The following is a 25316-nucleotide window of genomic DNA, read 5'->3' as shown; positions in this document are numbered from 1 at the left end:
TGACATTGACGATCTCGAGAACGGCAGAACCCATCGATAAATCCTCATGCTCGGGGTGATTGACGCTGCGCAGCGTATCCGACCTGCTCCGAAATGGGGAATCCCCGGTCGACGGGGATCGACCGGGGATTCCGTTGCAGCTCAAACGAAGTCGAAGCGCGATCACATGCCCGCGGAGCCGCTGAAGATCGGCAGCACGGCCGCGGCCGAACCCGACGCGGAGCCGGAGTTCACGGCGCTGCCGATGATGCCGCACGCGCTCGACACGGCGGATCCCGGCGAGAACGAGATGTCGGGATAGGTCGACGGATTCTTCGGGCAGATGCTCACATTGACCGAACGCGAGGAGGCGCCCTGGGTGACTGTCAGGGCGTACGCGCCCACAGCCGGTGGGGTCCAGGTGATCTGCGCGAACCCATTGAGCCCGTCCGCGCTGGTGTACGGAGTGTCCTGGCCGATTACGGTGCCGTTGACCGTCAAGGTCACCGGGCTGAGCCGGTCGGTCCCTTTGGTCGTTATGAACACCTTGCAGGGAACCGCGGGTGTCCCGCAGTCGGCGCCGAAGGAGTCGATGGCGGCATGGGCGGTCGGGGTCAACAGCAATGGCAGCGCGAGCGCCGGCGCGCCGAGCAGCCCGGCGCGAGCGATCCGCGAGGAGTTGATCATCGCCGGATCATATTTGGAATCAACGCTTTTCACACCTGGCTCGGCCGCCCCGGATTTCAGGGGCAGGTCCGGGAAAAGGGGGAAGCCCCGGCCGACCGTGGTCGACCGGGGATTCCCTGTCATGCGCCGAAGCGGCTGATTCCTACACGCTCTTGTTGAACGCCTTGGCCTCACGGCGGCGGCGGTGCAGGATCGGCTCGGTGTAGCCGTTGGGCTGGGTGGTGCCCTCGAGGACCAGTTCCTTCGCCGCCTGGAAGGCGATGGAGGCGTTGAAGTCCGGAGCCATGGCGAAGTACGACGAGTCGCCGGCGTTCTGGCGGTCGACGACGGGGGCCATGCGCTCGAGCGAGGCGATGACGTCCTTCTCGGTGACGATGCCGTGGCGCAGCCAGTTGGCCATCAGCTGGCTGGAGATGCGCAGCGTGGCGCGGTCCTCCATGAGGCCGATGTCCTTGATGTCGGGCACCTTCGAGCAACCGACGCCCTGGTCGATCCAGCGCACCACGTAGCCGAGGATGCCCTGCGAGTTGTTGTCCAGCTCCTGCTGGATCTCCTCGGCGGACCAGTCGGTGTTCGGGGCGAGCGGGATCTCGAGGATCTCGTCGACGGTGGCGCGCGGGCCGCCCTTGGCGATCTCGGCCTGCCGCTTGAACACGTCCACCAGGTGGTAGTGGGTGGCGTGCAGGGTGGCGGCGGTGGGCGAGGGCACCCAGGCGGTGTTGGCGCCCGACTTCGGGTGGCCGATCTTCTGGACGAGCATCTCGGCCATCAGATCCGGCATGGCCCACATGCCCTTACCGATCTGCGCCTTGCCGGGCAGGCCGGTGGCCAGACCGGTGTCGACGTTCCAGTCCTCGTAGGACTTGATCCACTGCTGGCCCTTCATCTCGGCCTTGCGGACCATCGGCCCGGCCTCCATGGAGGTGTGGATCTCGTCGCCGGTGCGGTCCAGGAAGCCGGTGTTGATGAACACCACGCGGTCCTTGGCGGCGTGGATGGACGCCTTCAGGTTCACCGTGGTGCGGCGCTCCTCGTCCATGATCCCGACCTTGAGGGTGTTGACCGGCAGGCCCACGACCTCTTCGATGCGGCCGAACAGCTCGTTGGTGAAGGCCACCTCGTCCGGGCCGTGCATCTTCGGCTTCACGATGTAGATCGAGCCGGTGCGGGTGTTGCGCTTCGCGGACTCGTCGCCCGCGGCGTCGAGCGCGTGCTTGGCGATCAGGACGGTGATCAGGCCGTCCATGATGCCCTCGGGGATCTCGTTGCCCTGGGCGTCGATGATCGCGTCGGAGGTCATCAGGTGACCGACGTTGCGCACGAACAGCAGCGAACGGCCGTGCAGCACGAGCTCGCCGCCGTCGATCGCGGTGTAGACGCGGTCCGGGTTCATGGTGCGGGTGAAGGTCTTGCCGACCTTGGTGACCGTCTCGGCCAGGTCGCCCTTCATCAGGCCCAGCCAGTTGTGGTAGCAGAGGACCTTGTCCTCGGCGTCCACGGCCGCGACCGAGTCCTCGAAGTCCATGATCGTGGTGACCGCGGACTCCAGCACCAGGTCCTTGACACCGGCGGTGTCGGTGGAGCCGATGGGGGAGGACGGGTCGATCTGGATCTCGATGTGCAGCCCGTTGTGCTTCAGCAGCACCGAAGTCGGGTTGGCCGGGTCGCCCAGGTAGCCGACGAGAACATCGTTGTCGGCCAGGCCGATCTCGGTGCCGTCCTCGAGGCCGACCACGAGCTCGCCGTCCTCGATCGAGTACTTGGTGGAGCCGACGTGCGAGCCGGTGATCAGCGGCACCGCGTCGTCGAGGAAGTTGCGGGCCCACTCGATGACCTTGTCACCGCGGACCTTGTTGTAGCCCGAGCCCTTCTCCGCGCCGTTGGCCTCGGAGATGGCGTCGGTGCCGTACAGGGCGTCGTAGAGCGAGCCCCAGCGCGCGTTCGCGGCATTGATGGCGAAGCGGGCGTTCATCACCGGCACGACCAGCTGCGGTCCTGCCTGGGTGGCGATTTCGGCGTCCACGTTCTCGGTACCGATCTGGAAGTCGGCCGGTTCGGGACGGAGATAGCCGATCTCGGTGAGGAACTGCTTGTAGGCAGCCTTGTCGTAGCCTGCGCCCGGGTTCGCGCGGTGCCACTCGTCGATCTTGGCTTGGATGTCGTCGCGTTCCGCCAGCAGTGCGCGGTTGCGGGGGGCGAGGTCATTGATGACGGCCTCGGCACCCGACCAGAACGCGGCGGAATCAACTCCGGTGCCGGGGAGGGCCTCGTTCTCCACGAAATCGTGGAGCACCTTGGCAACCTGCAGCCCGCCGACCTGAATCCGCTCTGTCATCTACTGCCTCATTTCGAGAAGCCGGGTGAAAAAGTACGCCCGTCATATTACTCGCCGGTACGGGGCGTTATTCCCCGGCCTCGGGGTGGAGGCCTCGGGCGATGGGGGTTGTTTGTATCGATCGGTACATTTAATGTACTGGGTGGAACATTTTCCGGGGGCGCGACGCGAAGGTGCGATTCATGGGAAAAGCCTTGTCGGGCAAGGTCTCTGTGGTAACAGGCGGCAGCCGCGGGCTCGGGCGGGAGATGGTGCGGGCGTTCGCGGCCGCCGGATCCGATGTCGTGATCGCCAGCCGCAAGCTCGACGCGTGTGAGGAACTGGCACGGGAAGTGCGCGACGCCACAGGGCAGCGCGTCCTGGCCGTGGCCTGCAATGTGGGCGATTGGGGGCAGTGCGAGACGCTCGCCGACGCGGCCCATGAGGAGTTCGGGCGTGTCGACGTGTTGGTCAACAACGCCGGGATGTCGCTGCTCTATCCCAGCTTGGACCAGGTTTCCGAGGCCATGTTCGACAAGGTGATCGCCACCAATCTGAAGGGGCCGTTCCGGCTTTCGGCGCTCATCGGCGCGCGCATGGCGGCGGCGGGCGGGGGATCGATCGTGAATATATCTTCGATCGAAGCCGCCCACCCCGAACCGCTCGCGGTGCCCTACGCAGCCGCGAAGGCCGGGCTCGAGACGCTGACCGGGGGTTTCGCCCACACCTACGGACCGGCGGTGCGGGTCAACACGATTCGCTGCGGGCCCTTCGACACCGATATCGCCAAGGCCTGGCCCGCGGAGATGCGCACCGAATTGGCGCGGCACACCGCGCTCGGCCGCCTCGGGGTCCCGGCCGACATGGTCGGGGCGGCGCTGTTCTTCGCCTCCGACGCCTCCGCCTACTGCACCGGCGCGACACTGGCCCTGGACGGTGGATTCCGGTGACCGCCGCCGTCCCGGCCCGCCGCCGCGGCCGCCCGCCCGCCTCCGAGGCCGGGCCGGGGGAGACCCGGGAGCGGATCGTGCGCGCGGCGCTGGAGCTGTTCGCGGAGAAGGGTTTCCACGGCACCGGCGTCGCCGAGATCGGGGATCGGGCCGGGGTGCAGCGCGGGGCGCTGTACTACCACATCGGGTCCAAGGAGGAGCTGCTGTGGCAGATCCTCGGCGACTACACCCGGCTCATGCTGGGCGAGGCCGAGCAGATCGCGCACGGTCCCGACCATCCGGTCACCAAGCTGCGCAGACTGATCCACTCGCACGTGGTGATGATCATCGCGAACCGCGCCGCCGTCGCCATCCAGCTGCGCGACGTGTCCGCGCTCAACGGTGATCGGGCGCGCGAACTCCAGGACCTGCGCGACCGCATCCAGCACCTGTGGCAGCAGGTCATCGACGCGGGCACCGCGGCGGGCGTGCTGCGCACCGCCGACCACGTGGTCACCAATGGCGTGCTCGGCATGCTCAATTCGGTGACCTTCTGGTACCGGCCCGGCGGGCAGCACACGCCCGACGAGATCGCCGGCATCCTCTGCACCACCGTCCTGGACGGACTCATCCAACCGCGCAAGACCACGAAAGGCTGACCATGGCTTGGGATTTCGGCACCGATCCGGAGTATCAGAAGAAACTGGACTGGGTCGCGGAGTTCGTCCGGACCGAGGTGGAACCCCTCGACCTGATCTACCCGAACCCATACGACCGCACCGACCCGGAGATCCGGGCGCTCATGAAGCCGCTGCAGGAGAAGGTGAAGGAACAGCAGCTGTGGGCCTGCCACCTGGGGCCCGAACTCGGCGGCCCCGGCTACGGGCAGTTGAAGCTGGCGCTGCTCAACGAGGTGCTCGGGACCTCGCAGTGGGCGCCGCTGGTGTTCGGCTGTCAGGCGCCGGATTCCGGGAACGCCGAGATCCTCGCGCACTTCGGCACGCCCGAGCAGAAGGCGAAGTACCTGCGGCCGTTGCTCGACGGCGAGATCGGTTCCTGCTACGTCATGACCGAACCGACCGGCGGGTCGGATCCGACGGCGTTCCGGACCCGCGCGGTGCGGGAGGGCGACGAGTGGGTCATCAACGGCGAGAAGTGGTTCAACTCCGCCGCCGAATTCGCCACCTTCCACATCGTCATGGCGGTGACCGACCCGGACGCGCCGCCGCATCAGCGGCTGTCGATGTTCATCGTGCCCGCCGATACCCCCGGCCTGGAGATCGTGAAGAACTTCACGGTGCCCGGTTTCAGCGAGCACGAAGGGCACCTGCGGTTCACCGATGTCCGCATTCCCGCGGACTCGCTGCTGGGCGCGGAGGGGCTCGGATTCATCGTGGCCCAGACACGTCTGGGCGGCGGCCGCGTCCACCACGCCATGCGCACGGTCGCGTTGGTGCGCAAGGCCTTCGACATGATGTGCGAGCGCGCCGTGTCCCGCCCGATGGGCAAGGGCAATCTCGGCGGCAAGCAGATGACGCAGGAGAAGATCGCCGAATCCTGGATCGAGATGGAGCAGTTCCGGCTGCTGGTGCTGCGCACCGCGTGGCGCATCGACCAGGAGCAGGACTACCGCAAGGTGCGTCACGACATCGCCGCCATCAAGGTCGCCATGCCGAAGGTCATGCACGACATCGCCCAGCGGGCCATGCACCTGCACGGTGCGATCGGCGTCAGCACCGACCTGCCGTTCACCGACATGATGACCTACGCGCAGATCATGGCCATCGCGGACGGGCCGACCGAGGTCCACAAGATCACCTTGGCCAAGGAGGTGCTGAAGGGGTACGCGCCCGCGGATCCGGTGTACCCCAGCGGATATCGGCCCATCCTGCGCGAGAAGGCGCGTCAGTTGGTCGCCGAACGGCTCGAACACACCGTCGGCAACCTCTGATCCGGTGCCGGGGCGGGCGACTTGCCCGCCCCGTCGCTGTCTCCGTGGAGCGGGGTGGCGATCAGTCCTGGCGCGGTTCGATCCAGAGCGCCTCGGAGACGGCGCACAGGTCGCCGTCCGCGGTCGAGAGCGCCACTCCGACAGTGTGTTTGCGGCCCTCGCGGGCGATGACCCAGGCGTGGGAGATGTAGTCGTTCCCGGCGTACACGGGCCGGAGCAGGGTCGCGCTGAGCGCGGCGGTGAACGCGCCGCCGCGCATGTGGGAGAACACGAACGCGGCGCGCCCGCCGGGGCAGTCGAGCGCCGACCAGACCACCTCGGGCGGGAGCTCGCCGGACTCGTCGGCCAGCCGCGCGTCGGGAGTCCAGGTGGCGGCCATCTGCTGATGCCCGGGCAGTTCCGACGGGAACAAGCGCAGACCCAGGCCGGGTTCGCAGGCCAACCCGCAGCCGTAGCAGTCGGTGACCGTCCGATCGCCCGACAGGCTGAGCTCGACAGCGGATTTCGCCGCCGCCCACGACGGGGCGGGCGGCGGGTCGAGGGCCAGGGTGGTGGGCGTGGCCTCCACCAGCAAGGTGTCGTCGGTGGCGGTGCAGATCGCGTGACCGTGCTCGGGACGCGACAGCAGGATCGGGGTGCCGACCATGACCGGGCGCCGGAAGTCGACGCGCACGGTGTCCGCGCCGGACCGCTCGGCCAGCAGGCCCGCGAGGTAGCCGCCGAACACGATCTGCGGGTAGCCGTGGATGTGCGCGGGAAGGGTGAGCGCTTGCGCCTGCGTCATCGTGGGAGGCCCAGCCTTTCCCGGCCGCCGTGGCCGATCATCACGACTGACGATACCCAGGCCGCGATCACGCGTTCCCGTGACATTTCACACCCGGCGAGGTGAGCCGTGGCCGCTCGGGGACTAGCGGCGTTTGCGCTCGCGGACCACGTGGGAACGCAGGCGCGAGATGCCTTTCACGCGGACGCTACGCAGGTGGCGCAGGGTCAGGTCGGGGTCGGCGTCGAGCTGGGCGGCCGCGCCGTCGTCGGCGAGGACCGTGCCGGGGCGGGCCACGCCGGTGAGGCGGGCGGCGACATTGACGACGGTGCCGTAGAGGTCGCCGAAGCGGGTCAGGACCGGGCCGTAGGCCAGGCCGACGCGGATCTGCGGCATCTCCGGGATCGTCTGGGCCGCACGGGCGATCGCCTGTTGCATGTCCAGGCCGATGCGCGCGCCGGCGCGGGGGTGCTCGGCGGCGAACATGACCTCGTCGCCGACGTTCTTGATGACCCAGCCGCCGTGGGCGGTGATCACCTCGGTGGTGGTGGTCTCGAAGGCGTCGAGCAGTTCGGTGAGCTCGTCCGGGTCGAGGTGCCGCGACAGGCGGGTGTAGCCGACCATGTCCGCGAACCCGACCAGCAACGGCCTTGTGGCGGTACCGGATTCGTGGGCGCGGCTCAGCGCCGCGGCCAGGTGCCGCTGCCAGGCGTAGTCGTGCAGTTCGGCCAGCACCGCGATGGTGTGCGCGGTGGCTTCCCGGCTCGCCTCCGGTGTCGCGCCATTGGCGGCGGCGAGCCGGCCGCCGACCTCGCGGGTGATCAGATCGGCTTGCCACTCGGCCAGGCGCGCCATCGCCTGGCCCATGGTGCGGGCGGCCGCGACCTGGCTCTGCTCATTGGTCAGCGAGGCCGCGCTCAGGGCCGCGAAGGCGCGGACCGCGGCGACGTCGTTGTCGGTGAACGCCACCTCGTCGTCACTGGCGGCGGCCGGGAAACCCAGGGCCACCCACAATTTCCGGGCCTGCTCGACGGGCACTCCGGACAGTTCGGCGACCTGGGTGCGGGTGTACCGGCGCGGCCCGCCCAACAGCGACCGCTCGACCACCGCGTCGACGATCTCGGTCGACCCACCGGATTCGATCATGCGGTCAGTACAGCACACGACGCGGCCGCGAGGGGCGGTCGGGAATCTCACGACAGCGGTTGGGCATTGCGTTGCGCGAGCATGATCGTCATCAGGCCCGCTTCCTGCGACTGCGAGGCGATCATGCCGCGCGCGGACTCCTTCACCGGACCCGACGCGACCCGCTGATCGGCCGCCTTCGCCATGGCCACGCCGCCGCGGTGATGACGCAGCATGAGCTGCAGGAACAGCACCTCGGCGTCCTTGCCGCGGGCGGTGGCGAGGGCGTCGAGCTCGGCCTGGGTGGCCATCCCGGGCATCGAGGCGCCGTCCGCCATCGCCGAATGATCGTGCGCCGCCACCGAATCCGTGGTCATCCACGTCATCGGATGCGAGGACTGCGGTGCGGCATTGGCCAGGCGCAGCCAGCCGAGCAGGGTGCCGATCTCCAGACGCTGGGCGTCGGCGATCTGCTGGGCCAGCTGACGCACCGTCGGGTCGACCCCGGAATCCAGGCGCTGGACCATGATCAGGGCCTGCTCGTGGTGCGCGCACATGTCCTGGCTGAATCCGATCTCGACCGGGTTGAGAACCGGTGCGGCGGAATGGCTCTCGGGAATCAGCAGCGGCCGCAACAGCATCCCGGCCGCGAGCAGGGCCAGGGCGAGCACGGCGATCGAGAGCGGCCGCCGTGCTCGATCACGCAGTGGTGCGGGACTTTCCGTCACGACCCCACCACGGAGTGCTGGTCGGCGGGCGGGGTGTACGCGTCGTCGGCGAGCTGCAGCACCATGAAGCCGTTGTCGTTGCAGGTGGCCCACAATTGGTTGCCGTGCCACTCCGGCGGTGAGAAGCACCAGTCGGTGGACAGGTCGCCGAAGGCCAGCATGCCGGTCCGCGAGGACAGCGCCTGGTTCGGATCGAACTTGCCCTCCAGCATGGCCCGCGCCGCCGACGGGAACTCCATGACCGGCACGCCGATGATCGAGGCCAGCGCGTGCGGCGAGTTCCACAACTCCAGGTTGCGGCCCTTGCGTGCTGGCGGGTTGAAGTAGGCGATCTCCTTGACGTGGAACGGATCCCGCACATCGAACACCCGGATGCCGGACTCCTCCCAGGCGCAGGCCAGGGCGGTCGGGTCGTTGGGGCGGTCGGCGGCGCAGTAGTGGGCGTCGTAGGAGAACACCGAACCGCCCATGGCCGAGGCCATCGCCGAATCCTGGTTCTCCGGCAGGTTGATCTCCAGCTTCAGCTTGGCCGCCACCGACGGATTGGTGTCGTCGGAGACGTCGATGAGCTTCACCCCGCCCGCGCCGCCCTCGTCGACGGTGAACAGGTAGGGCTTGCCGTCGTAGGTGACCGGGATGCTGTGCTGGGTTGCCCAGCCGTCGGTCCAGAACACCCGGCCCAGGTGCGGGACCTGCGGATTCGGGTCGCGGCGTTGCACGGCGCTGATGTCGAGGACGGTGAAGCCGCCCAGGGCGGACAGGTACATACGGTTGCCGTCCGGGCTGATGCCGAACCCGTGCGCCTCGATGCCGGTGAGGCCCTGCCAGATCACGTGCGGGTTGGTCGGATCGGTCAGGTCGACAGCGCTGACGAAACCGGGGGCGATGCCCGAGGCCCAATAGGTGCGCCCGTCGGGGGAGAAGCCGCCCTCGTGGGTCGTGATCGGCAGCGGCATCATCAGATTCGTGCCCGGGCCGGGGTTCAGCAGTCGCGGGTGCGCGCAGTCGGAGATGTCGTACACCGACAGGAATCCCGCGCCGATGCCGACCGGAACACCGGTGCCCACCAGCAGTTTCCGTTCGGCATTGACCTTGAGCGACTCCCAGGTGCCCGCGAGCATGGCGGGCTCGGTGAGGCTGCCGGTCTCCACCGGATTCGCCGGATCCGACACGTCCAGCACCTGCACGCCCTGGGCGGGACCGAGGATATTGCCCGGGAACAGCGATCCGGTGTAGGAGCAGTGGTCGTAGGTGGTCGAGGTGATGCCCGCGCCCTTGCCGACGTACCCGCCGACGAACGACATATTGCACCGATACCCCAGCGTGCTGCGCCCGCTGTTGCGGTCGTCGGCCGGAACATCGCCCTGCATACCGGTTTCCGGCAGCGAGTCCGGTCCGCAGTCGGCGCGCGGCACCGACGTTCGCCCGACATCGAGGAACTGCTGCACCTGATTGGCGATATCGGACTGCAGATCCGCCGACGCCCCGTGCATGGGCAGCACGGCCGCCCCCATCAGCGTCACCGCCAGCACCACGGCGGGCTTGGACCGCCGGATACTCGTGAACCGCCCCATCGCGGTACCCCCGTCTTCTCGCGTGCTCGACCGACAGTGACCGGAGGCACATTTCCTGTGCGATGTGGTCACGGTTACATCTCGAACGCTAACTCATAAACTGACCGCTCGGTAGATCCGGAGGGAAAATTGTCTGTGACAGTCGCTGCCAGTGGGTGCTCGGGTCCGTCGCGCGCATCCGAAACCCGTTGCCGCAGCGGTTAACAGAGCCGGTCGCCCAGTCGATCTTGAAAGGCTGCGATGATTCGACGACGGAGGTGGGCGATGCGCTCTACGGGATTCGCGATGCTCTTGGCCTGCACGGTGATCGCGGGCGTCACCGGCTGCACGGATGGGGCCACCCCGACCGCGACGCCGAGCTCGGCGATCCCGGCCGTCTCACCCAGTGCCGGCAGTCCGAGTGCCGGAAACCCCGGCACTGCCCCCACCGGGAACCCCGCGCCGGCAGACACCCCGATCGCCGCCTGCGCCCCCGGACAGGTCGACGTCACCGCCACCGGGCTGGGCGCGGCCATGAGTCACCACGGCATCACCCTCACCTTCTCCATCGCCAATCCCGCGCAGGCCTGCACCCTGAAGGGCTACCCCGGGCTCGACCTCACCACCTCCACCGGTGAGGTCATCCACGCCGAACGCACCGCCTCCGGATACATGAGCCCGCAACCCTCCGGCGACCCCGAACCCACCGTGGTCGTCAAGTCCGGTCACCCCGCCAAAGCCATCGCCGAATCGGTGGCCTGTGGTGTCTACGGCAAACCTGAATCCAAGGTCGTCAAAACCCAAGTAACCCCGCCCAACTCGACCGACACCCGAGTGGTGGACGAGGCCCTCGACACCTGCAACTTGAAGATCCACCCGGTCACGGCTTAGGCCGCCAGGCTGCGTCATCGTCGGTGATCACGGGCCGGCAATCATGTACCGCAAATTCTGAGCACACGGTCGACGCGATCGGGCGCATACTCGAACGATGCACACCGTTCTGATCCTCGGTGCGGGGTTCGGTGGGCTCGAACTCGCCGCGGGTCTGTCCGGGTCCGTACCGGACGAGGTCCGGGTGACCTTGCTGGATTGCGCCGAAGGGTTCGTCTTCGGCTTCGCCAAGCTGGACGTCCTGTTCCGGGGGCGCACCGTCGACGAGGTCCGGACTCCCTATGACGCCATCGACCTTCCGGCCGTGGAGTTCCGGCGTGAAACGGTCACCGCCATCGACCCCGCCCGCCGCACGGTCACCACCGATCGAGGTGGGTACGCGCCGGACACGCTGGTCGTCGCGCTGGGTGCGGAGTACGACTGCGCCGCCACCCCCGGATTCGTCGAGGACGGTCACGAGTACTACTCGCTCGCGGGCGTCCACCGGCTGCGGCGACGCCTCGACGCCTTCACCGGCGGCACCATCCTGATGTCGATCCTGAGCGTCCCTTTCAAGTGCCCGCCGGCACCGTACGAAGGCGCGCTGCTGCTCCATGAGGAGCTCGTGCGACGCGACCTGCGCGAGGCCACCCGCATGCGACTGATCACCCCGATGGACTCACCCATTCCGGTGTCGCCGAGCTCCAATACCGCGATCCTCGGCGCACTCGCCGACCGTGGCATCGAGTACACGCCCGGAACGCGGGTACGTGCCCTGGACCCGGCGACGCACACCGCGTCGACGCGAGCCGGGGACCTGCCCTACGACCTGTTCATCGGCATTCCCCGGCACCGGGTTCCGGAGGTCGTGCAGGTGTCCGGGCTGACCGCCGGGGGAGTGGACGGCTGGATCCATGTCGACGCGGCCACCCTGGCCACCCCCTACCCCGGGGTGTACGCACTGGGCGACTGCGCCGATGCCCCCGTGCCCCGCGCGGGCGTATTCGCCGAGACGGCGGCCCGAACCGTCGCGGCCGACATCATCGCCCGCCTGCACGACAGTCCCCGCGACGGCAGGTATCTGGGACAGGGCACGTGCCACATCGAGTTCGGCGGGGGCCTCGTCGGGAAAGTCGAAGCGGACTTCCTCTCCGGCCCAGCGCCCGTCGCCCCATTCCTCGGGCCATCCGCCGAATTCGCCGAGGAGAAAGCCGAATTCGCGGCCGCTCGGCGGCGGCGCTGGTTCGGTTCCTGACTCCGCGGGACCGGTGCGGCGGGCATGGTCCCCGCCGGATTCGTCCGGTCCGGAAACTCGGAAAAGCGGTGTGACCGCGTCTTTTTCGATGGTTCGGAATAAATGCGTGGTGGATCGGGGGCATCGGGTTCTACCTTCGTGATCGGCGGTGGGAGAGACCGCCGATCTGTACTGGGGGAGAACTTCATGACCGACACCTTGTTCGCTGACGTGTCCACTTTTCAGGCGCCCGTCAACGACGACTATCCGTACGAAGTGCTGTCGTTTCGCAGCAATGACGGCACATTCCGCGACGACCACTTCGCGCACAACTATCGATGGGCCACCGCCGCAGCCGATTCCGGGCGACTCGCGTGCTTCATCGTCTATTTCTACTGGCGTCCGAATTGGCAGGAGACGGTGCGGACCTGCATCGACATGGTCACCGAGGCGGGGGGACCGCACCCGCGGATGATCGTGATGCTCGATGTCGAACAGGGCGGCAATCCGTCCGGCGACCAATCCGACGGGGTCAATCGCGCCTATTGGGCGGCCGCCGACTGGCTCGGTGATCCGCGCCGGGTCATCGGGTACGCCAATGCCTCCGACTTCGCATCCATGTGGCCCACCCGGCCCGAGGGATTGCGTGTGGTGGCGGCGGGCTACGGCAACGATCCGCAACTGCCGGGACAGGTCGCGCATCAATACACCGACGGACAGGGGTGGGGTGGCGGACTGCCCGAGGGCTGCGACCCGTTCGGGCCGTGTGACATGAACAGCGCCGACGGTTTGTCGCCCGACGAATTGGCGGCCGCCTGCGGAATCGTCACCGCGCGAACCGGAGTGCGGTCATGATCGACGTTCTCATGGTGCCCGGCACATTCTGCCCGCACGGCGGTGACAACATCAGCGAGGAGTTCCTGCGCGACCTGGACCCCGCGGAATTCACCACCCGCATCGTCGACTATCCCGCCGAGTACGGCAGTCCCGGCACCTACGCGGACAGCCGCGCGGCGGGCCGTGAGGCGCTGCTCGGCGCGATCGGTGCGAGCCCGAATCCCGTTGTGCTCGGCGGATATTCGCAGGGCGCGCAGATCGCGGGCGATGTCGCGGCCGAGATTTCGGCGGGACAGCATCCGGAACTGGATGTGCGCGGCGTGGCGTTGATCGCCGACCCGTCCCGTCCGCGCGGTCGCTGCGTCGGTATCGACCCGGGCGGCTGGGGGATCTCCGGCGAACGCGACACCGGCCTGCCGACCTGGTGGGTCGCCGCCGCCGGCGACCCGATCACGTCGCTCCCGGCGGGAAATCCCTTGCGCAGCTTGGCCGATATGACCGAGTTCTATTCGCTGAGTTCCCCCGAAGCCGCCACGCGCTGGGCGCAGCACATGATCGACACCGCGACGAACCGCAGCATGCAGCCGTGGTGGAACGTCGATCGATGGCAGGACTGGGGCGGCGCGCTGGCCTGGATGAAGGGCTACTTCACCGACGGCCGCCACACCACCGCCTACCTCGCCGAGGGCCACTGCAAAGCGCTCGCCGACGCTCTGAACCAGGAGCTGCCGCGATGACCGACCGCACCGCATCGTGGCGAGGAGGATTCGATGCCGTTCCTCGGTGAACAAGCCGTGGTCGTCGAGGAGGTCGACGCGCTCCGGTGGCGATTGCAAGCACCGCTGACCTACCGCGCGGTCGCCGACACCTTCAGCGTGCCAGTCGGTTTCATCACCGACTTCGCCTCTGTCCCCAGGCCCCTGATCTGGCTGATCCCCCGCTACGGGGCCTACACCCGCGCGGCGATCCTGCACGACTACCTGTGCGAGGTCGCGCCCGTCGGCCGTTCCGATGCCGACGGCATCTTCCGGCGCATGCTCCGCGAATGCGGTGTCTCGACGCCTCAGCGGTGGATGATGTGGGCCGCCGTCCGTTTCGGCGGGCGCATGGCGGGTGCCGGAGTCCGCGAATGGCTGCGCTTCCTTCTGATCGCGTTCCCCGCGGTGGCATTCCTGGCAGTCCCGTTCCTCATCGACTGCCTGTTCCTGCTGCTGTTCCGGCTCTGCACGGCACCCGCGACGGAAGCGCCTCGGATCACCGTGGCCCGAACCGGTTTCGCCACGCTTGCAGGGCCGCCGGCGACAGATGATCCGCCGTTCGCGCGAACAGCTGATACAGAGCGGCTCCGTGCATAGCGGCGAGCTCGGTGTTGTGCACCATGACATCGAGTTCGTTGGCGGCGGTGATCTCCAGGAACGCCTGTAGCGCGTCGTCGTCCACGTCGTGTTCCCGGCCGGTGAACCGGTCGGTGAACACGGTGGGCGTCGCGCCCAACCGCGGGTACACCGCGGACCGGTCACAACTGCCGTAAAGGTAGACCAGTTCCTCTGCCTGCGAACCGATCAGGGCGGCCAGCTTCGCCCGCTCCGACACCTCGAGCAGTGACCGATCGAATCCGTCGGTGCCGTACATCGCGTGACAGAGCCCCGCGTACTGGACATCAGCGTCCGCGCCCCACCGGGCCAGCAGGTCGGCGACCCGCGCGAGATGCGTCATCAGTGTGCCCCCGGGGTGCGGAATCTGTTCCGCGCCCAGATCGCGGAGGAAAAGCTCGACCTGTTCCCGTTCAACCGCCACCGCTCCAACCTACCCGGGGTCGGTCGCGATGATCAGCGGCAATTATGAGGGTTCGGACTGAAAGCGCCCCCCTCGACTTGTTCCGGGAGCTTCTCCCAGTCATCTTGTGTGACGGAAGTATTCGGAATGTGTGAAGGATGTGTAGTGAAGCTCCGTCTGAGTGGACGTCTCGCCGTGGTGGCGTTGGCTGTCGTGACCGTGCTCGGTCTGTCGGCATGTGGCAGTGGTGAGAAGCACCCGGGCCATACCCCCGCCAAGTCCTCGACGTCGAAAACGGCCTCCGGACAGGCATACCCGCCCGCCCCGTCCGCCACCGAGCTGAACACCGCCATGCAGAAGGTCCTCGACCCCGCCGTCCCCGACGCCGAGAAGCTCGACCTCATGCAGGGCATGCAGGCCGACCCGAGCCTCCCGACCCGAATCATCGAGGCCTACAAGCAGAACAACGCCTCCATCACCGTCACCAACGTCGTCGACCTCGGCAACGGCACCCTCACCGCCGACGCCCAGGCCGCCATCGGCGGCGGCGCTCCCCAACAGGCCGTCGTCCCCTTCGTCGCCGAAGACGGCAAATGGAAAGTCCAGAAAGACTGGATCTGCAACCTCCTCTCCCTGGCCAACCAAACCTCCCCGGCCTGCGGCTGAACCCGGCTAGCCGAGCAACCGGGCCGGGCACCACGCCCGGCCCGGTCTCACGCCCGGGCGTCGAAATCCGCGAGGGCGCGGGCCAAGTGCAGGTTGTCGACGTCTCGCAACGGGGTGAGGTCGGGCATGTGCTGACCCCCGCCGCGGCAGGCGTCGGTTGGGTCCGACAAGAGCCTCGGGCTCAGTCGCGCACTTTAGCGGGGAAGACGGCGTAGGTGCCCAGGGCCTTGGCCACCAGGCGGCCTGCGTTTCGGATTTCCGATTCCAGGGTGATGACGCGTCGGCCTCGGTTGATCACGCGGGATTCGCATTCGACGACGCCGTCGCGGACGGCGGCGAGGTAGACGATTTTGATCTCGATGGTGGCGCAGGATTCGCCCTCGGCGAGCACGCAGTACACGGCCGCGCCCATGCCCTGGTCGGCCATCGAATACATCGCCCCGCCGTGCAGCACGCCGTGCGGGTTGAGGTGCTGATCGGCGACGGCGATCCGGCAGACACTGCGTGCGCCGGGCTGATCGAATTCGACCATATCCAAACCGATGAGCGCGCCGAAGCCGCCGTCGAGATTCACAGGTTTCGTCATATCGTCGGGAGCTTACGCCCGGGACCGCGCGGGCTGAGTCGGCATAGTCGCCTTGGGCGCATCGAAGCTCGAGGCTACTGCCGGTCTCTCCGTCGCGGCTTGGACGTTTGTGCTCCGAGTTGGGCGAACGCGACTATGACCGCACCTACGGCGAAGATCGCGAATCCTGTTTGTCTGTCGCTGTCTGTGGCGCTGTGGTTCATCGAGGCCATCATGAAGAAGAAGCCGGAGAAGCCGATGATATAGCCGATCCAGATGAGTACTCGCGTCCAGTGCGGAGCCCTTGACAGGTCATCAGGGTCTGGGATGTCGACGTTGTTGTTGACGGTTTGGTGGTTGTCCCTGCCGACGGCGAAACCAGTGTGCACGGTCTGGGACACGGTGTGCGTCGAGTTGTCGATGTGTGCGATCCATGACCGTCCGTCGAGGCTGTCGAGCCTTCGCTGGATGTCACTCAGTTCCTGAGCGAACTTCTCGTCGGTTGCCGCTTCACGGGTGATCGCATCGGCAACCTGGTTGCGGGCCCTGACACTATCGGGGTTCTCACGTAGCTGTGAGACAGATTGCCGCCCAATCTTCCGGATCACGGCGTCGGTCAGTGCTGTGAGCGCGAGATCGAAGTGCTTATCTACCCAGCGCCCGCCGGCGAGTCCGGCTGCACCCGCAAGGTAGGCGACGATTGCTGAAACCTCGATCATGCCGGCCTCCCCCTGTATCGACACAACAGCAACGTGCTCAGTGAATCGCTCGAACGGGTGGCGTTGTTTCATCCGAAAATCACGAGATCGTTTGTAAACAAACGTAATTCGTGAGCACCGCAACAACGAGACCGGTCGGCACACGGTCTAGTGCTCGGTGGTGAGGAGCTCGCGGAAGCGTCGAGCAGGCGGGTGCGGAGGAGGTCGTAGGGGCCGCCCTTCATGTCGAGTGGCGTTGGCCGATGTGGTTCGTGAGGTCGTGGTCGCGGCCGAAGCCGAGGGGGAGGTCGGGGTGATCGGCACGTGGCACGCGTTGGGGCCGACCGCTCTGCTGCCGGACTTCTATACCGAGGAGCCTTGGGAGATGCCCGCGCTCAGGGAGATTCGGGCGATCGCGGTGCGGACGGGAGCGACGACACTCGAGTTGCCCTCCGGGCTGCGCCCGCCGCCGGAGTACTACGAGGAGGACGAACTCCAAGCGTGGTGGATGGGGGAGGACGTCGCGCGATGACTGCTGAGTGACAGTGGGTTTCACCGGATAGCAGCTCTCGTGCGGGGCGGCCGCTGCCTCGGACGGCCGCCTCGCTCGAGCAGTACTACGTCGTGCGCGTCAGGGTGTTTTGGTCGCCTTTCCGATCTCGGCGAGACCGTCGACAAGGGTGTGGCCACCCAGCTGTTCCCATCCATTGCCGGTAACGCCCATGAACTGGATCTCGAGGTCCCTGACCTGGTCGGCGATCCGGGAGGGGAAGGAGACCTGGGGTGGGCCGGGAGGAGGCGCGAAGCCGTCGATTGCCAGCTTCTGGCCGATGGCGGCCACGCCGTCGACCAACGTCCGCCCGCCCAGCTGCGGCCAGCCGGTGCCGCCCACACCCATCAGCTGGATCCACACGTCGGGGATCTGCCCCCCGGCGCCGGTCGGGAAGGGCACATTGGTCGCACCGGTGGGAGCGCCGAAGCCGGTGATCTTCAGCTTCTGGCCGATGGCGGCGACACCGTCGACGAGGGTGTGGCCACCGAGCTGCGGCCATCCCGTTCCCGGTGTGAAGTCGTCACCGTCGCCGAAGAATTGGATCCACACGTCGCGGACCTGACCGTCGACGCCCACCGGGAACGGCACGTTGACCGCGGCGGTGGGAGCCGCGAAGCCGCTGATCTTCAGCTTCTGGCCGATCGCGGCGAATTCGTCGACGACGGTTCGCCCGCCCAGCTGGGGCCAACCCGTTCCGGGTGCGTTGTTGCCGCCGTCGCCGAAGAGCTGGATCCACACGTCTCCGATCGGCAACGTGGGCATCGGGGCCGCGGTAGCCGAGGTATAGCCCTTCGGCGGGATCAGTGTCGCGAGCTGATCGAAGCCGATCCAATACCCGTACGGGCTGAATCCGCTGTCGGCGACCCACACCGCACGCGGGAACGCGCTGTCATAGCCCATCAACGCGATGTAATGGAATACTTCACCGCCGCCGTAGACGGGCGATACCGAACCCTTGACGCCTTGCGGGTAGTTGTTCGGCGGGGCATCGATATTCGCGACCACACCGAAGCCGGCGTCGATCGAACTGACGATGTCGTTCCACAATCGATCCTTCTGAGCGCCGGTCGGCGGATCATCGTGCATGTACGTGTCGACATACTTCGCGGCGGGCAGAATCCTGTTCAACACCGGAGTGATCAAACCGACGTAATCGGTCCCGTTCTCGGTGGTCCCGATCTCGGTGGCCAAATATTGCTCGGAGAGATTCACCCCGCACGAATTGCACACGATCTGGGTCGCCGCCGGACCGCACCAGAAGAACCTCTCCTGCGGGACGATCGACCTGTCGTAGGGGAGTTCCTTCTCCGTCGGTACCCCACCCGGCGATACCGAAGCCAGCCGGTCATAGATCTCCTGGGCGTCGGCCATGCGTTCGTCGTACCGATCGGGGAATGCCGACCGCTGCACTTCTTGGGCATACGAACCGGGTGAATCCGGACCGTTGTAGTCCAGCCTCGCGAGCCGCTCGTAGAACAGCCCCGCCGACGTGGTCGGGTTCATGCAGGTCGCGCAATCCGCCCACCAGTACTCGCCGTTGTCGCCCTGCCGGATTTGTTGCTGGAACACGCCCACCGAGTAGCCGTCGGTCCCCACGGCATCGTGTTCGAGCTGCATGGACTCCGGCACCGCGGGATTCGCGTAGATCGTCAAGTTCGACTCGACGAGCCCTGTCGCCAGTGCGATCACGATGCCGCGCTGACTGATTCCGCGTCGCTGCCCCTCCACGATAATCGCTTGGGCGACTTGATCCCGTGTCATAGCTTTGCCCCTCCTATGTCGAAAGCAGATGCGCACCCTTCGAGAATTCGCGTGATCGCGAAAAGATTCCGTTGCGTGCGTCGCCGAACGAGCATTCTGAATAAACGGCATGTCGCATATTCCGTTTATTGGGCTGCATTTCGAGGTGGGGCAGCACCTCGGAGCCCCCGTGATCCCCCCCGTCGTTCGTGAACGATGCCAGTCGGTCTTCTAATTGGGCGTGAGCGCGCGCGGGCGACACCAGGAACTGTCGAAGATGACGACGAGTGTGACCGATCCGCCGACCTGGGACGGATACGTGGCACTATTCCTGTCAGATGCGCCGACCGGGTGCCCTATCCAACCCTGCCCCCCAAATTCCTTAGCCGTCCGAACCTGTAGTCGAATGTGCCAATCGGCCAGTGTGCAGTCGAGATTTTCTGATAATAGTGCACGTCAGCGCCATTCGGAAGCCGGACTAATCCGTCACAACGGTCACGAATATCATTTGTTTGCAAACGCATCGAATCCGGGATGTCATTCGCGGCTATCTGCTCAGCAGCTGTCGGGCGGCGTCGAGCAGGCGAGTGCGCAGGAGTTCCGATCGAGCCGCGATATCGGCTTGGCCGCGCACGTATTCAGCTCTGCCGGAAGGTGTTTCGATGCGAATGGGCTCGTAGCCGTAGTCCAGCAGGTCGTAGGGGCTGGCCTTCATGTCGAGCTCGCGGGCGGCGCACGCCAGTTCGAAGGCGTCGAACAGCAGATCCGAGCTGATCAAGGGGGTCAGCTTGAAGCCCCACTTGTAGATGTCCATATTCGCGTGGAGGCAGCCGGGTTGCTCGCGGGCGATCTGGGAGTCGCGGGTGAGCGGCTCGATATTGAGGGGGACGGCCGCGGGGGTGAAGAAGCGGAAGGCGTCGAAGTGGGTGCAGCGGATCTGCATGGATTCGACGACGGCGTCGGTGCCGGAGGAGCCCAGACGGAGGGGGACCTGCTGGTGGCGGACATCGTCGGTGCGGTAGACCATGGCCCACTCGTGGAGGCCGAAGCAGGACAGTTGCGCGGGGCGGGCCGCGGTCGCGGAGAGCAGTGATACGACGAATTCGACCGTGTCGCGGCGCTTTTCGAGGAAGGCCGGGTCGGCGGTCCAGCCGGTCACGGGCGGACCGTCGGGGGAGTCCACCGAGATCTGGCGGTAGCCGCGGGACCCCGTGTACTCCTCGGCATCGGTCAGCGCCACACCGAAACCAGGATGCCAGCGCTTCAGCTGCGCGGGCTTGTTGCCGTAATAGGTGAACAGGAAGTCGATCACCGGGTGTTTGGTGCCCGCCGCGCGCCGGTCGAGGTACGGCCCGAGCAGCGCGTCGACGCGGGCGCGGTGGGCGGCCGCCCGGTCCCGCCACGCGGGACCGGACAGCACGGAGCAATCGATGCGGGCGTTCATCATTCGGCGAGACGGTGGGTGGCGTCGCGGACGGTGCCCACGAACTCCTCCACCAGATCCTCCAGCGCCACGATGCCGACGGTATTGCCGCGACTGTCCACCGCACGACCCAGATGGGAGTTGGTGCGGCGCAGCCGGGCCAACGCCTCGAACAAGGTGGTGCCCATGCTGACGGTGGGCAGCGGACGGATATCGGTGCGCGGGATCGGGGTGCCCGGCCCCGCGTCCTCGTCGGCGGTCAGGTCGAGCACATCCTTGACGTGGAGGTAGCCGACCAGCGAACCGTCGTCCGCCCGAACCGGGTAACGGGAGAACCCGGTCTCGGCGACAGCGGATTCGATGTCACCGAGGGTGGTCCCGTCGCCGCGCAACGGCACCGAGCGGGCCTTGGCCAGCGGCACCATCACATCGGCGACGATCCGGTCGCTCGAGCCCAGCGCCTGCGTGAGGCGACGATGCTCCTCCTCGTCCAGCAGACCCTCGGAGCGCGATTCACCGAACATCTCGGCCAGCTCGTCCGACGACACCGTCGAATCCAGCTCGTCCTTCGGCTCGATCCGCAACGCCCGCAGCGAGATATTGGCCGCGAAGTTGTAGACCGCGATCAACGGCTTGGCCAGCCGCAGCCACATGAGGTGCAGCGGAACCAGCAGCAGCGCCATGCGCTCCGGACCGGCGAGCGCGATGTTCTTCGGAATCATCTCGCCGAGCAGGATGTGCAGGATCACCACGATCGTCAACGCCAGCGCGAACGAGACCGGATGCAGCAGCGAATCCGGCACGCCCACCAGATCGAACGGCTTCTCCAGCAGATGCGCCACTGCGGGCTCACCCACCCGGCCCAGCAGGATCGAGCAGATGGTGATGCCCAGCTGCGCCGCCGCCAGCATCATCGACAGGTTCTGGCCCGCCTCGATGACGGTATTGGCGCTGCGCTTGCCCTGCGCCGCAAGCGCTTCGAGCCGGTCGCGGCGCGCGGAGATCAAGGCGAACTCCGCGCCGACGAAGAACGCGTTGCCCAACAGCAGCAGGAACGTCAACAGGACGGCGTACAGGTCACCCATGAGTCTGCTCCCAGATCGCGAGGGCCTCGGCGTCGATCGGCCGGATCAGGACGCGGTCGATGCGCCGCCCGTCCATGCGCTCGACCGTGGCGATCCAGCCGCCCCGGGTGTGGGTGTGCTCGAGCTGGCTGTTGCCGGGTTCGGGCAGCAGCACCTCGTCGCCGGTTTCGGGGATCCGGCCCAGACGGGTCAGGACCAGGCCACCCAAGGTTTCGTATTCACCCTCGGGCGGGTCGTATCCGGTGGTGCGGGACACCTCGTCGATGCGCATCAGGCCCGAGCAGTTCCAGCCGTTGGCCGTGCGGCGCACATCGAGTTCCTCCTCGTCGTGCTCGTCGCGCACGTCGCCGAGGATCTCCTCGATCAGGTCCTCCATGGTGACGATGCCCGCGGTGCCGCCGTACTCGTCGACCACCAGCGCCACCTGCATGCCGTCGCGGCGCACCCGCTCGAGCACCTCGTCGCCGTCCAGGCTGGCCGGCACCACCGGCACCTGCTGCGCGATGGACTTCAAGGTGATTTGGCGGCGGTCCTTCACCGGATGCACGAAGGTCTGCTTGATGTGCACGAACCCGAGCGTGTTGTCGAGATCGCCGTCCACCACCGGGAACCGCGAGTACCCGGTTTCGCGCGCGGCGTCGATCAGGTCGGCGAGAGTGCAGTCCTGATCGAGGGTTTCGATGGTCATGCGCGGCGTCATCAACTCCTCCGCGGTGCGATCACCGAACTGCAGCGACCGATCCACCACCTGCGCGGTGCGCTGATCGAGCGCCCCGTGCAGTGCGGAAGTCCGCACCAGCGAACCCAATTCCTGCGGTGAGCGCGCCGACCGGAGTTCCTCGGCCGGTTCGATCCCCATTCGGCGCACCGCCCAGTTGGCGGCCCCGTTCAGGAAATTGATCATCCACTTGAAGACGCTGGAGAAGGCGATCATCGGGCCCGCGGTCCAGCGCGCGGTCTCCAGCGGGGAGGCGATGGCGATGTTCTTGGGCACCAGCTCGCCGTAGATCATCGACAGCGAGGTCGCGATGATCAGCGCCAGCGCCAGGGAGATGCCCTTCGTGGTCCCGATGCCCAGCCCGAACGCGCTCAACATCGGCTCCAGCAGCCGGGCCAGCACGGGCTCGGCGATGTAACCGGTGATCAGGGTGGTGATGGTGATGCCCAGCTGAGCGCCCGACAACTGGAACGAGAGGGTGCGATGCGCCTGGCGCACCTGCCGGGCCCGACGGTCGCCGTCACGGGCGTGGGCCTCCACGGTGGAGCGTTCCAGAGCGGTGAGCGAGAATTCCGCGGCCACGAACAAGGCCGTGCCGGCAGTCAGAGCGATGAATCCGAGCAGACTGAGAATGGTGAGCAGAACCGACACGGTCAGCACCACCCGGCCGTTTCCGAAGCCGGTATTGCGGGGAAGCCGGGTTTGTCACCCGGCTCGGTAGAGGAGCCCTCCTGTGAAGCGCCCTTGGACGCGGGTGACAACTGGTTCCTTTCGCAGGGGTTGCTGGCGGAGTACGCCACGGATACCCAGTGCCTGGGTCCGGTCAGGCCATGCTACCGGGCGGCTTCGCCGGTTTCCGCACAGCGGGGCCGTATCACAGTGGACGGTCGCCGGGAATCATCCGGCGCCGACCCGGCGGTGACACGCGGAAAGGGGTCCGCACACGCGAAACCCGGCGGATCCGAGCGGACCCGCCGGGTTCGGGCTGTGCAGTACTAGCGGGAGACGATCACCAACCGGAGGGCAGCGGACGGCCCTCGGCGAAACCGGCGGCCGACTGGATGCCCAGCAGGGCGCGCTCGTGGAACTCGCCGATGGTGCGCGCGCCCGCGTAGGTGCAGGAGCTGCGCACACCGGAGGTGATGTGGTCGATCAGGTCCTCGACACCGGGACGCTCGGGATCCAGCCGCATGCGCGAGGACGAGATGCCCTCCTCGAACAGCGCCTTGCGGGCCCGGTCGAACGCCGAGTCGGTGGCGGTGCGGGCGGCCACGGCCCGCTTGGACGCCATGCCGAAGGACTCCTTGTAGCGGTTGCCGTCACGGTCGACACGCAGGTCGCCGGGCGACTCGTAGGTGCCCGCGAACCAGGAGCCGATCATCACGTTCGAGGCGCCGGCGGCCAGCGCCAGGGCCACGTCGCGCGGGTGGCGGACGCCGCCGTCGGCCCACACGTGCTTGCCGAATTCCGCTGCGGCCGCGGCACATTCGGCGACGGCCGAGAACTGCGGGCGGCCGACGCCGGTCATCATGCGGGTGGTGCACATGGCGCCGGGGCCGACACCGACCTTGATGATGTCCGCGCCCGCCTCGATCAGGTCCCGGGTGCCCTCGGCGGCGACCACATTGCCCGCGACCAGCGGCACACCCAGATCCAGGGTGGCGACCGAGCGCAGCGCCTCCAGCATCTTCTGCTGGTGGCCGTGCGCGGTGTCCATGACCAGCACGTCGGCGCCCGCGTCGACCAGAGCCTTGGCCTTGGCCGGGATGTCGCCGTTGATGCCGACGGCCGCGGCGATGCGCAGCTTGCCGTCGGAGTCGGTGGCCGGGGTGTAGATGCCGGCGCGGATGGTGCCGGTGCGGGTCATCACGCCCGCGAGGGTGCCGTCAGGGTTGACCAGCACCGCGAGGTGCGCGTGCCGGGCCTCGAGCAGGCCGAAGACGTCGCGTGGGGAGGCGTCGGCGGGGGCGGAGACGAAGTCGTCGTTGGCGACGGTGCTCAGCCGGGCGAAGCGGTCCACGTCGGCGCAGGCCGCCTCGGTGACGACGCCGACCGGCTTGCCGTTCTCGACCACGACGACAGCGCCGTGGGCGCGCTTGTGGATGAGGGCCAGCGCGTCGGAGACCGACTGCTCGGGATCCAGCACGACGGGGGTGTCGGCGGTGAGCGAGCGGCTCTTGACGAAGGCGATGGTGTCGGACGCCGCGGCGATCGGCAGATCCTGCGGGAGCACCACGATGCCGCCGCGGCGGGCCACGGTCTCGGCCATGCGACGGCCGGCGACAGCGGTCATGTTCGCGACCACGAGGGGGATGGTGGTGCCGGTCCCGTCCGAGGTGGACAGGTCGACATCGAAACGGGACGCCACATCCGTCCGGCGGGGGACGAGGAAGACGTCGTCGTAGGTCAGGTCATAGGGCGGGGTCTGCCCGGGAAGAAACTGCACGTTGGACCATGGTAGCTGAATGCTGTGCGTTCGCCAGCGACTTGCCAAGAAATTCCGATTGCCGCGGGCAACCAGCTCATCGAGATCACCGGCGACACCGTGCCGGCGCACGCCGACGCCGTCGCCGTGCAAGTGAAGACCGATGCCACCGGCGGCACCACCGGTGGTTCGTCGGCAGCCACGTGCTGGGGTTGCGGCGACCGAAAAGGGCTGGCGCATCGACCGTTTCGAATACCGGTTGAAGGTCGTCGACAGCACCGCCGGCCTGATCTGATCCCGTCGGTTCAGGACGGGGTGGGGATGAACAGCGCCTCGAACGGTGGTGCCCCGACCGCGACGGTCGTATGACCGAGGCCCTCGGTGTCGGCGGCCAGCACCAGGTCTCCGGGTGCGAACCGCCGGCGCTCGCCGTCGGTGGTGGTCACCTCGATCGCGCCCCGCAACATGACCACCCATTGCCTGGTCGGGGCCGGATGCGGCGCGCTGTCGAAGCCGCCGCTGCGGAGATAGGACACGCCCGGGATCGAGGGCACCGGGCCCACCGCCATGGCGGGCACGCCGGCGGCGAGAGTCCGATCGGCCAGCGGGATTTCGGCATCGGTGAAGGCCGATCCGCCGTCCGGGGTGGAGGTGATCACGGTGTAGCGCAGGGTGTTTCGCTCGGGCATGGTCTCGA

26 protein-coding genes are annotated in these 25316 nt (G+C 67.4%); 10 read left to right on the top strand and 16 right to left on the bottom strand.

Annotation, left to right across the window (positions count from 1 at the left end):
- Positions 1 to 162: 162 nt before the first annotated feature.
- The gene (locus ACQP06_RS20940) at positions 163 to 666 is read right to left on the bottom strand and encodes a hypothetical protein (RefSeq protein ID WP_433666196.1); all 504 of its coding nucleotides are present in this window, start codon (positions 664 to 666) and stop codon (positions 163 to 165) included.
- 142 nt (positions 667 to 808) lie between these two features.
- Positions 809 to 3001 carry a malate synthase G gene (locus ACQP06_RS20935; RefSeq protein ID WP_433666195.1) on the bottom strand — a complete coding sequence of 731 codons (2193 nt, stop codon included), beginning with the start codon at positions 2999 to 3001 and terminating at the stop codon, positions 809 to 811.
- Positions 3002 to 3183: 182 nt separating this feature from the next.
- Here ACQP06_RS20935 and ACQP06_RS20930 point away from each other — a divergent pair, with 182 nt between their 5' ends.
- From ACQP06_RS20930 to ACQP06_RS20920, 3 genes are read left to right on the top strand one after another with little or no spacing between them, the layout of a single operon-like run.
- Positions 3184 to 3930, top strand: a complete 747-nt coding sequence (locus tag ACQP06_RS20930; RefSeq protein WP_433666194.1) for an SDR family NAD(P)-dependent oxidoreductase — start codon at positions 3184 to 3186, stop codon at positions 3928 to 3930.
- Positions 3927 to 4568, top strand: a complete 642-nt coding sequence (locus ACQP06_RS20925) for a TetR/AcrR family transcriptional regulator (protein ID WP_433666193.1) — start codon at positions 3927 to 3929, stop codon at positions 4566 to 4568. The genes ACQP06_RS20930 and ACQP06_RS20925 overlap by 4 nt, the downstream gene beginning before the upstream one ends.
- A gap of 2 nt (positions 4569 to 4570) precedes the next feature.
- On the top strand, positions 4571 to 5860 hold the full coding sequence (locus tag ACQP06_RS20920) for an acyl-CoA dehydrogenase family protein (protein ID WP_433666192.1): 1290 nt from the start codon (positions 4571 to 4573) through the stop codon (positions 5858 to 5860).
- A 61-nt stretch (positions 5861 to 5921) separates the two neighbouring features.
- Here the strand turns inward: ACQP06_RS20920 and ACQP06_RS20915 are convergent, their stop codons facing one another.
- The 4 genes from ACQP06_RS20915 to ACQP06_RS20900 all read right to left on the bottom strand — a co-directional run bounded on the left by ACQP06_RS20915 (position 5922) and on the right by ACQP06_RS20900 (position 10050).
- Positions 5922 to 6644, bottom strand: coding sequence for a PaaI family thioesterase (locus tag ACQP06_RS20915; RefSeq protein WP_433666191.1), 723 nt, complete (start codon positions 6642 to 6644; stop codon positions 5922 to 5924).
- A 123-nt stretch (positions 6645 to 6767) separates the two neighbouring features.
- Complete coding sequence (locus ACQP06_RS20910; RefSeq protein ID WP_433666190.1) at positions 6768 to 7769, bottom strand: adenylate/guanylate cyclase domain-containing protein; 1002 nt, start codon at positions 7767 to 7769, stop codon at positions 6768 to 6770.
- Positions 7770 to 7816: 47 nt separating this feature from the next.
- Positions 7817 to 8389, bottom strand: a complete 573-nt coding sequence (locus ACQP06_RS20905) for a DUF305 domain-containing protein (RefSeq protein ID WP_433673390.1) — start codon at positions 8387 to 8389, stop codon at positions 7817 to 7819.
- Positions 8390 to 8472: 83 nt separating this feature from the next.
- Complete coding sequence (locus ACQP06_RS20900; protein WP_433666189.1) at positions 8473 to 10050, bottom strand: LVIVD repeat-containing protein; 1578 nt, start codon at positions 10048 to 10050, stop codon at positions 8473 to 8475.
- Between the two features lie 264 nt (positions 10051 to 10314).
- On the opposite strand from ACQP06_RS20900, the gene ACQP06_RS20895 reads away from it, so the two are divergent.
- The 5 genes from ACQP06_RS20895 (at position 10315) to ACQP06_RS20875 (ending at position 14325) form a co-directional block, all read left to right on the top strand.
- Complete coding sequence (locus ACQP06_RS20895) at positions 10315 to 10920, top strand: DUF4232 domain-containing protein (RefSeq protein WP_433666188.1); 606 nt, start codon at positions 10315 to 10317, stop codon at positions 10918 to 10920.
- Between the two features lie 97 nt (positions 10921 to 11017).
- Positions 11018 to 12154, top strand: a complete 1137-nt coding sequence (locus tag ACQP06_RS20890; protein ID WP_433666187.1) for an NAD(P)/FAD-dependent oxidoreductase — start codon at positions 11018 to 11020, stop codon at positions 12152 to 12154.
- Positions 12155 to 12340: 186 nt separating this feature from the next.
- On the top strand, positions 12341 to 12988 hold the full coding sequence (locus ACQP06_RS20885; protein WP_433666186.1) for a hypothetical protein: 648 nt from the start codon (positions 12341 to 12343) through the stop codon (positions 12986 to 12988).
- The gene (locus ACQP06_RS20880; RefSeq protein ID WP_433666185.1) at positions 12985 to 13707 is read left to right on the top strand and encodes an alpha/beta fold hydrolase; all 723 of its coding nucleotides are present in this window, start codon (positions 12985 to 12987) and stop codon (positions 13705 to 13707) included. The genes ACQP06_RS20885 and ACQP06_RS20880 overlap by 4 nt, the downstream gene beginning before the upstream one ends.
- A gap of 33 nt (positions 13708 to 13740) precedes the next feature.
- Positions 13741 to 14325, top strand: a complete 585-nt coding sequence (locus ACQP06_RS20875) for a DUF1353 domain-containing protein (protein ID WP_433666184.1) — start codon at positions 13741 to 13743, stop codon at positions 14323 to 14325.
- On the opposite strand, the gene ACQP06_RS20870 is transcribed toward ACQP06_RS20875, so the two are convergent.
- Positions 14225 to 14767, bottom strand: a complete 543-nt coding sequence (locus tag ACQP06_RS20870) for a DUF6817 domain-containing protein (protein WP_433666183.1) — start codon at positions 14765 to 14767, stop codon at positions 14225 to 14227. The genes ACQP06_RS20875 and ACQP06_RS20870 overlap by 101 nt on opposite strands.
- A 144-nt stretch (positions 14768 to 14911) precedes the next feature.
- On the opposite strand from ACQP06_RS20870, the gene ACQP06_RS20865 reads away from it, so the two are divergent.
- Positions 14912 to 15412 carry a hypothetical protein gene (locus ACQP06_RS20865; RefSeq protein ID WP_433666182.1) on the top strand — a complete coding sequence of 167 codons (501 nt, stop codon included), beginning with the start codon at positions 14912 to 14914 and terminating at the stop codon, positions 15410 to 15412.
- A gap of 47 nt (positions 15413 to 15459) precedes the next feature.
- On the opposite strand, the gene ACQP06_RS20860 is transcribed toward ACQP06_RS20865, so the two are convergent.
- From ACQP06_RS20860 to ACQP06_RS20850, 3 genes are all read right to left on the bottom strand, one after another.
- A complete protein-coding gene (locus ACQP06_RS20860; RefSeq protein WP_433666181.1) occupies positions 15460 to 15582 on the bottom strand; it encodes a hypothetical protein in 123 nt (40 codons plus the stop codon).
- A gap of 11 nt (positions 15583 to 15593) precedes the next feature.
- A complete protein-coding gene (locus ACQP06_RS20855) occupies positions 15594 to 15998 on the bottom strand; it encodes a PaaI family thioesterase (protein WP_433666180.1) in 405 nt (134 codons plus the stop codon).
- Positions 15999 to 16072: 74 nt separating this feature from the next.
- A complete protein-coding gene (locus tag ACQP06_RS20850) occupies positions 16073 to 16696 on the bottom strand; it encodes a hypothetical protein (RefSeq protein WP_433666179.1) in 624 nt (207 codons plus the stop codon).
- Between the two features lie 235 nt (positions 16697 to 16931).
- Between ACQP06_RS20850 and ACQP06_RS20845 the strand changes: the two genes are divergently transcribed.
- Positions 16932 to 17207: a hypothetical protein gene (locus ACQP06_RS20845; RefSeq protein ID WP_433666178.1), complete on the top strand. Its 276-nt coding sequence runs from the start codon at positions 16932 to 16934 to the stop codon at positions 17205 to 17207.
- A gap of 99 nt (positions 17208 to 17306) precedes the next feature.
- Here ACQP06_RS20845 and ACQP06_RS20840 read toward each other — a convergent pair whose 3' ends face one another.
- The 6 genes from ACQP06_RS20840 to ACQP06_RS20815 form a co-directional block, all read right to left on the bottom strand.
- Complete coding sequence (locus tag ACQP06_RS20840; RefSeq protein WP_433666177.1) at positions 17307 to 19100, bottom strand: C39 family peptidase; 1794 nt, start codon at positions 19098 to 19100, stop codon at positions 17307 to 17309.
- A gap of 415 nt (positions 19101 to 19515) precedes the next feature.
- On the bottom strand, positions 19516 to 20415 hold the full coding sequence (locus tag ACQP06_RS20835) for a 3-methyladenine DNA glycosylase (protein WP_433666176.1): 900 nt from the start codon (positions 20413 to 20415) through the stop codon (positions 19516 to 19518).
- Positions 20412 to 21476 (bottom strand): hemolysin family protein, encoded by a 1065-nt coding sequence (locus ACQP06_RS20830; protein WP_433666175.1) that lies wholly within the window; start codon positions 21474 to 21476, stop codon positions 20412 to 20414. The genes ACQP06_RS20835 and ACQP06_RS20830 overlap by 4 nt, the downstream gene beginning before the upstream one ends.
- Positions 21469 to 22845, bottom strand: a complete 1377-nt coding sequence (locus tag ACQP06_RS20825; RefSeq protein ID WP_433666174.1) for a hemolysin family protein — start codon at positions 22843 to 22845, stop codon at positions 21469 to 21471. Before ACQP06_RS20825 ends, ACQP06_RS20830 begins: the two co-directional genes overlap by 8 nt.
- Before the next feature lie 358 nt (positions 22846 to 23203).
- Positions 23204 to 24640 carry a GuaB1 family IMP dehydrogenase-related protein gene (locus ACQP06_RS20820; RefSeq protein WP_433666173.1) on the bottom strand — a complete coding sequence of 479 codons (1437 nt, stop codon included), beginning with the start codon at positions 24638 to 24640 and terminating at the stop codon, positions 23204 to 23206.
- Between the two features lie 284 nt (positions 24641 to 24924).
- Positions 24925 to 25308, bottom strand: a complete 384-nt coding sequence (locus ACQP06_RS20815; RefSeq protein ID WP_433666172.1) for a hypothetical protein — start codon at positions 25306 to 25308, stop codon at positions 24925 to 24927.
- Positions 25309 to 25316 lie beyond the last annotated feature (8 nt).

This window comes from Nocardia sp. CA-136227, assembly GCF_050955695.1.
Lineage (GTDB): Bacteria > Actinomycetota > Actinomycetes > Mycobacteriales > Mycobacteriaceae > Nocardia.
Note: the sequence above shows the minus strand (reverse complement) of the source record. Positions and strands in the feature narration are given on the sequence as shown.

Excerpts from the sequence above, each read along its gene's own strand:
- ACQP06_RS20910 (WP_433666190.1), bottom strand. The coding sequence starts at position 7,769 with ATGATCGAATCCGGTGGGTCGACCGAGATCGTCGACGCGGTGGTCGAG.
- ACQP06_RS20935 (WP_433666195.1), bottom strand. The coding sequence starts at position 3,001 with ATGACAGAGCGGATTCAGGTCGGCGGGCTGCAGGTTGCCAAGGTGCTC.
- ACQP06_RS20895 (WP_433666188.1), top strand. The coding sequence starts at position 10,315 with ATGCGCTCTACGGGATTCGCGATGCTCTTGGCCTGCACGGTGATCGCG.
- ACQP06_RS20930 (WP_433666194.1), top strand. The coding sequence starts at position 3,184 with ATGGGAAAAGCCTTGTCGGGCAAGGTCTCTGTGGTAACAGGCGGCAGC.
- ACQP06_RS20850 (WP_433666179.1), bottom strand. The coding sequence starts at position 16,696 with ATGATCGAGGTTTCAGCAATCGTCGCCTACCTTGCGGGTGCAGCCGGA.
- ACQP06_RS20815 (WP_433666172.1), bottom strand. The coding sequence starts at position 25,308 with ATGCCCGAGCGAAACACCCTGCGCTACACCGTGATCACCTCCACCCCG.
- ACQP06_RS20840 (WP_433666177.1), bottom strand. The coding sequence starts at position 19,100 with ATGCCGTTTATTCAGAATGCTCGTTCGGCGACGCACGCAACGGAATCT.
- ACQP06_RS20900 (WP_433666189.1), bottom strand. The coding sequence starts at position 10,050 with ATGGGGCGGTTCACGAGTATCCGGCGGTCCAAGCCCGCCGTGGTGCTG.
- ACQP06_RS20905 (WP_433673390.1), bottom strand. The coding sequence starts at position 8,389 with ATGCTGTTGCGGCCGCTGCTGATTCCCGAGAGCCATTCCGCCGCACCG.
- ACQP06_RS20885 (WP_433666186.1), top strand. The coding sequence starts at position 12,341 with ATGACCGACACCTTGTTCGCTGACGTGTCCACTTTTCAGGCGCCCGTC.
- ACQP06_RS20855 (WP_433666180.1), bottom strand. The coding sequence starts at position 15,998 with ATGACGAAACCTGTGAATCTCGACGGCGGCTTCGGCGCGCTCATCGGT.
- ACQP06_RS20880 (WP_433666185.1), top strand. The coding sequence starts at position 12,985 with ATGATCGACGTTCTCATGGTGCCCGGCACATTCTGCCCGCACGGCGGT.
- ACQP06_RS20890 (WP_433666187.1), top strand. The coding sequence starts at position 11,018 with ATGCACACCGTTCTGATCCTCGGTGCGGGGTTCGGTGGGCTCGAACTC.
- ACQP06_RS20875 (WP_433666184.1), top strand. The coding sequence starts at position 13,741 with ATGCCGTTCCTCGGTGAACAAGCCGTGGTCGTCGAGGAGGTCGACGCG.
- ACQP06_RS20915 (WP_433666191.1), bottom strand. The coding sequence starts at position 6,644 with ATGACGCAGGCGCAAGCGCTCACCCTTCCCGCGCACATCCACGGCTAC.
- ACQP06_RS20835 (WP_433666176.1), bottom strand. The coding sequence starts at position 20,415 with ATGATGAACGCCCGCATCGATTGCTCCGTGCTGTCCGGTCCCGCGTGG.
- ACQP06_RS20920 (WP_433666192.1), top strand. The coding sequence starts at position 4,571 with ATGGCTTGGGATTTCGGCACCGATCCGGAGTATCAGAAGAAACTGGAC.
- ACQP06_RS20830 (WP_433666175.1), bottom strand. The coding sequence starts at position 21,476 with ATGGGTGACCTGTACGCCGTCCTGTTGACGTTCCTGCTGCTGTTGGGC.
- ACQP06_RS20940 (WP_433666196.1), bottom strand. The coding sequence starts at position 666 with ATGATCAACTCCTCGCGGATCGCTCGCGCCGGGCTGCTCGGCGCGCCG.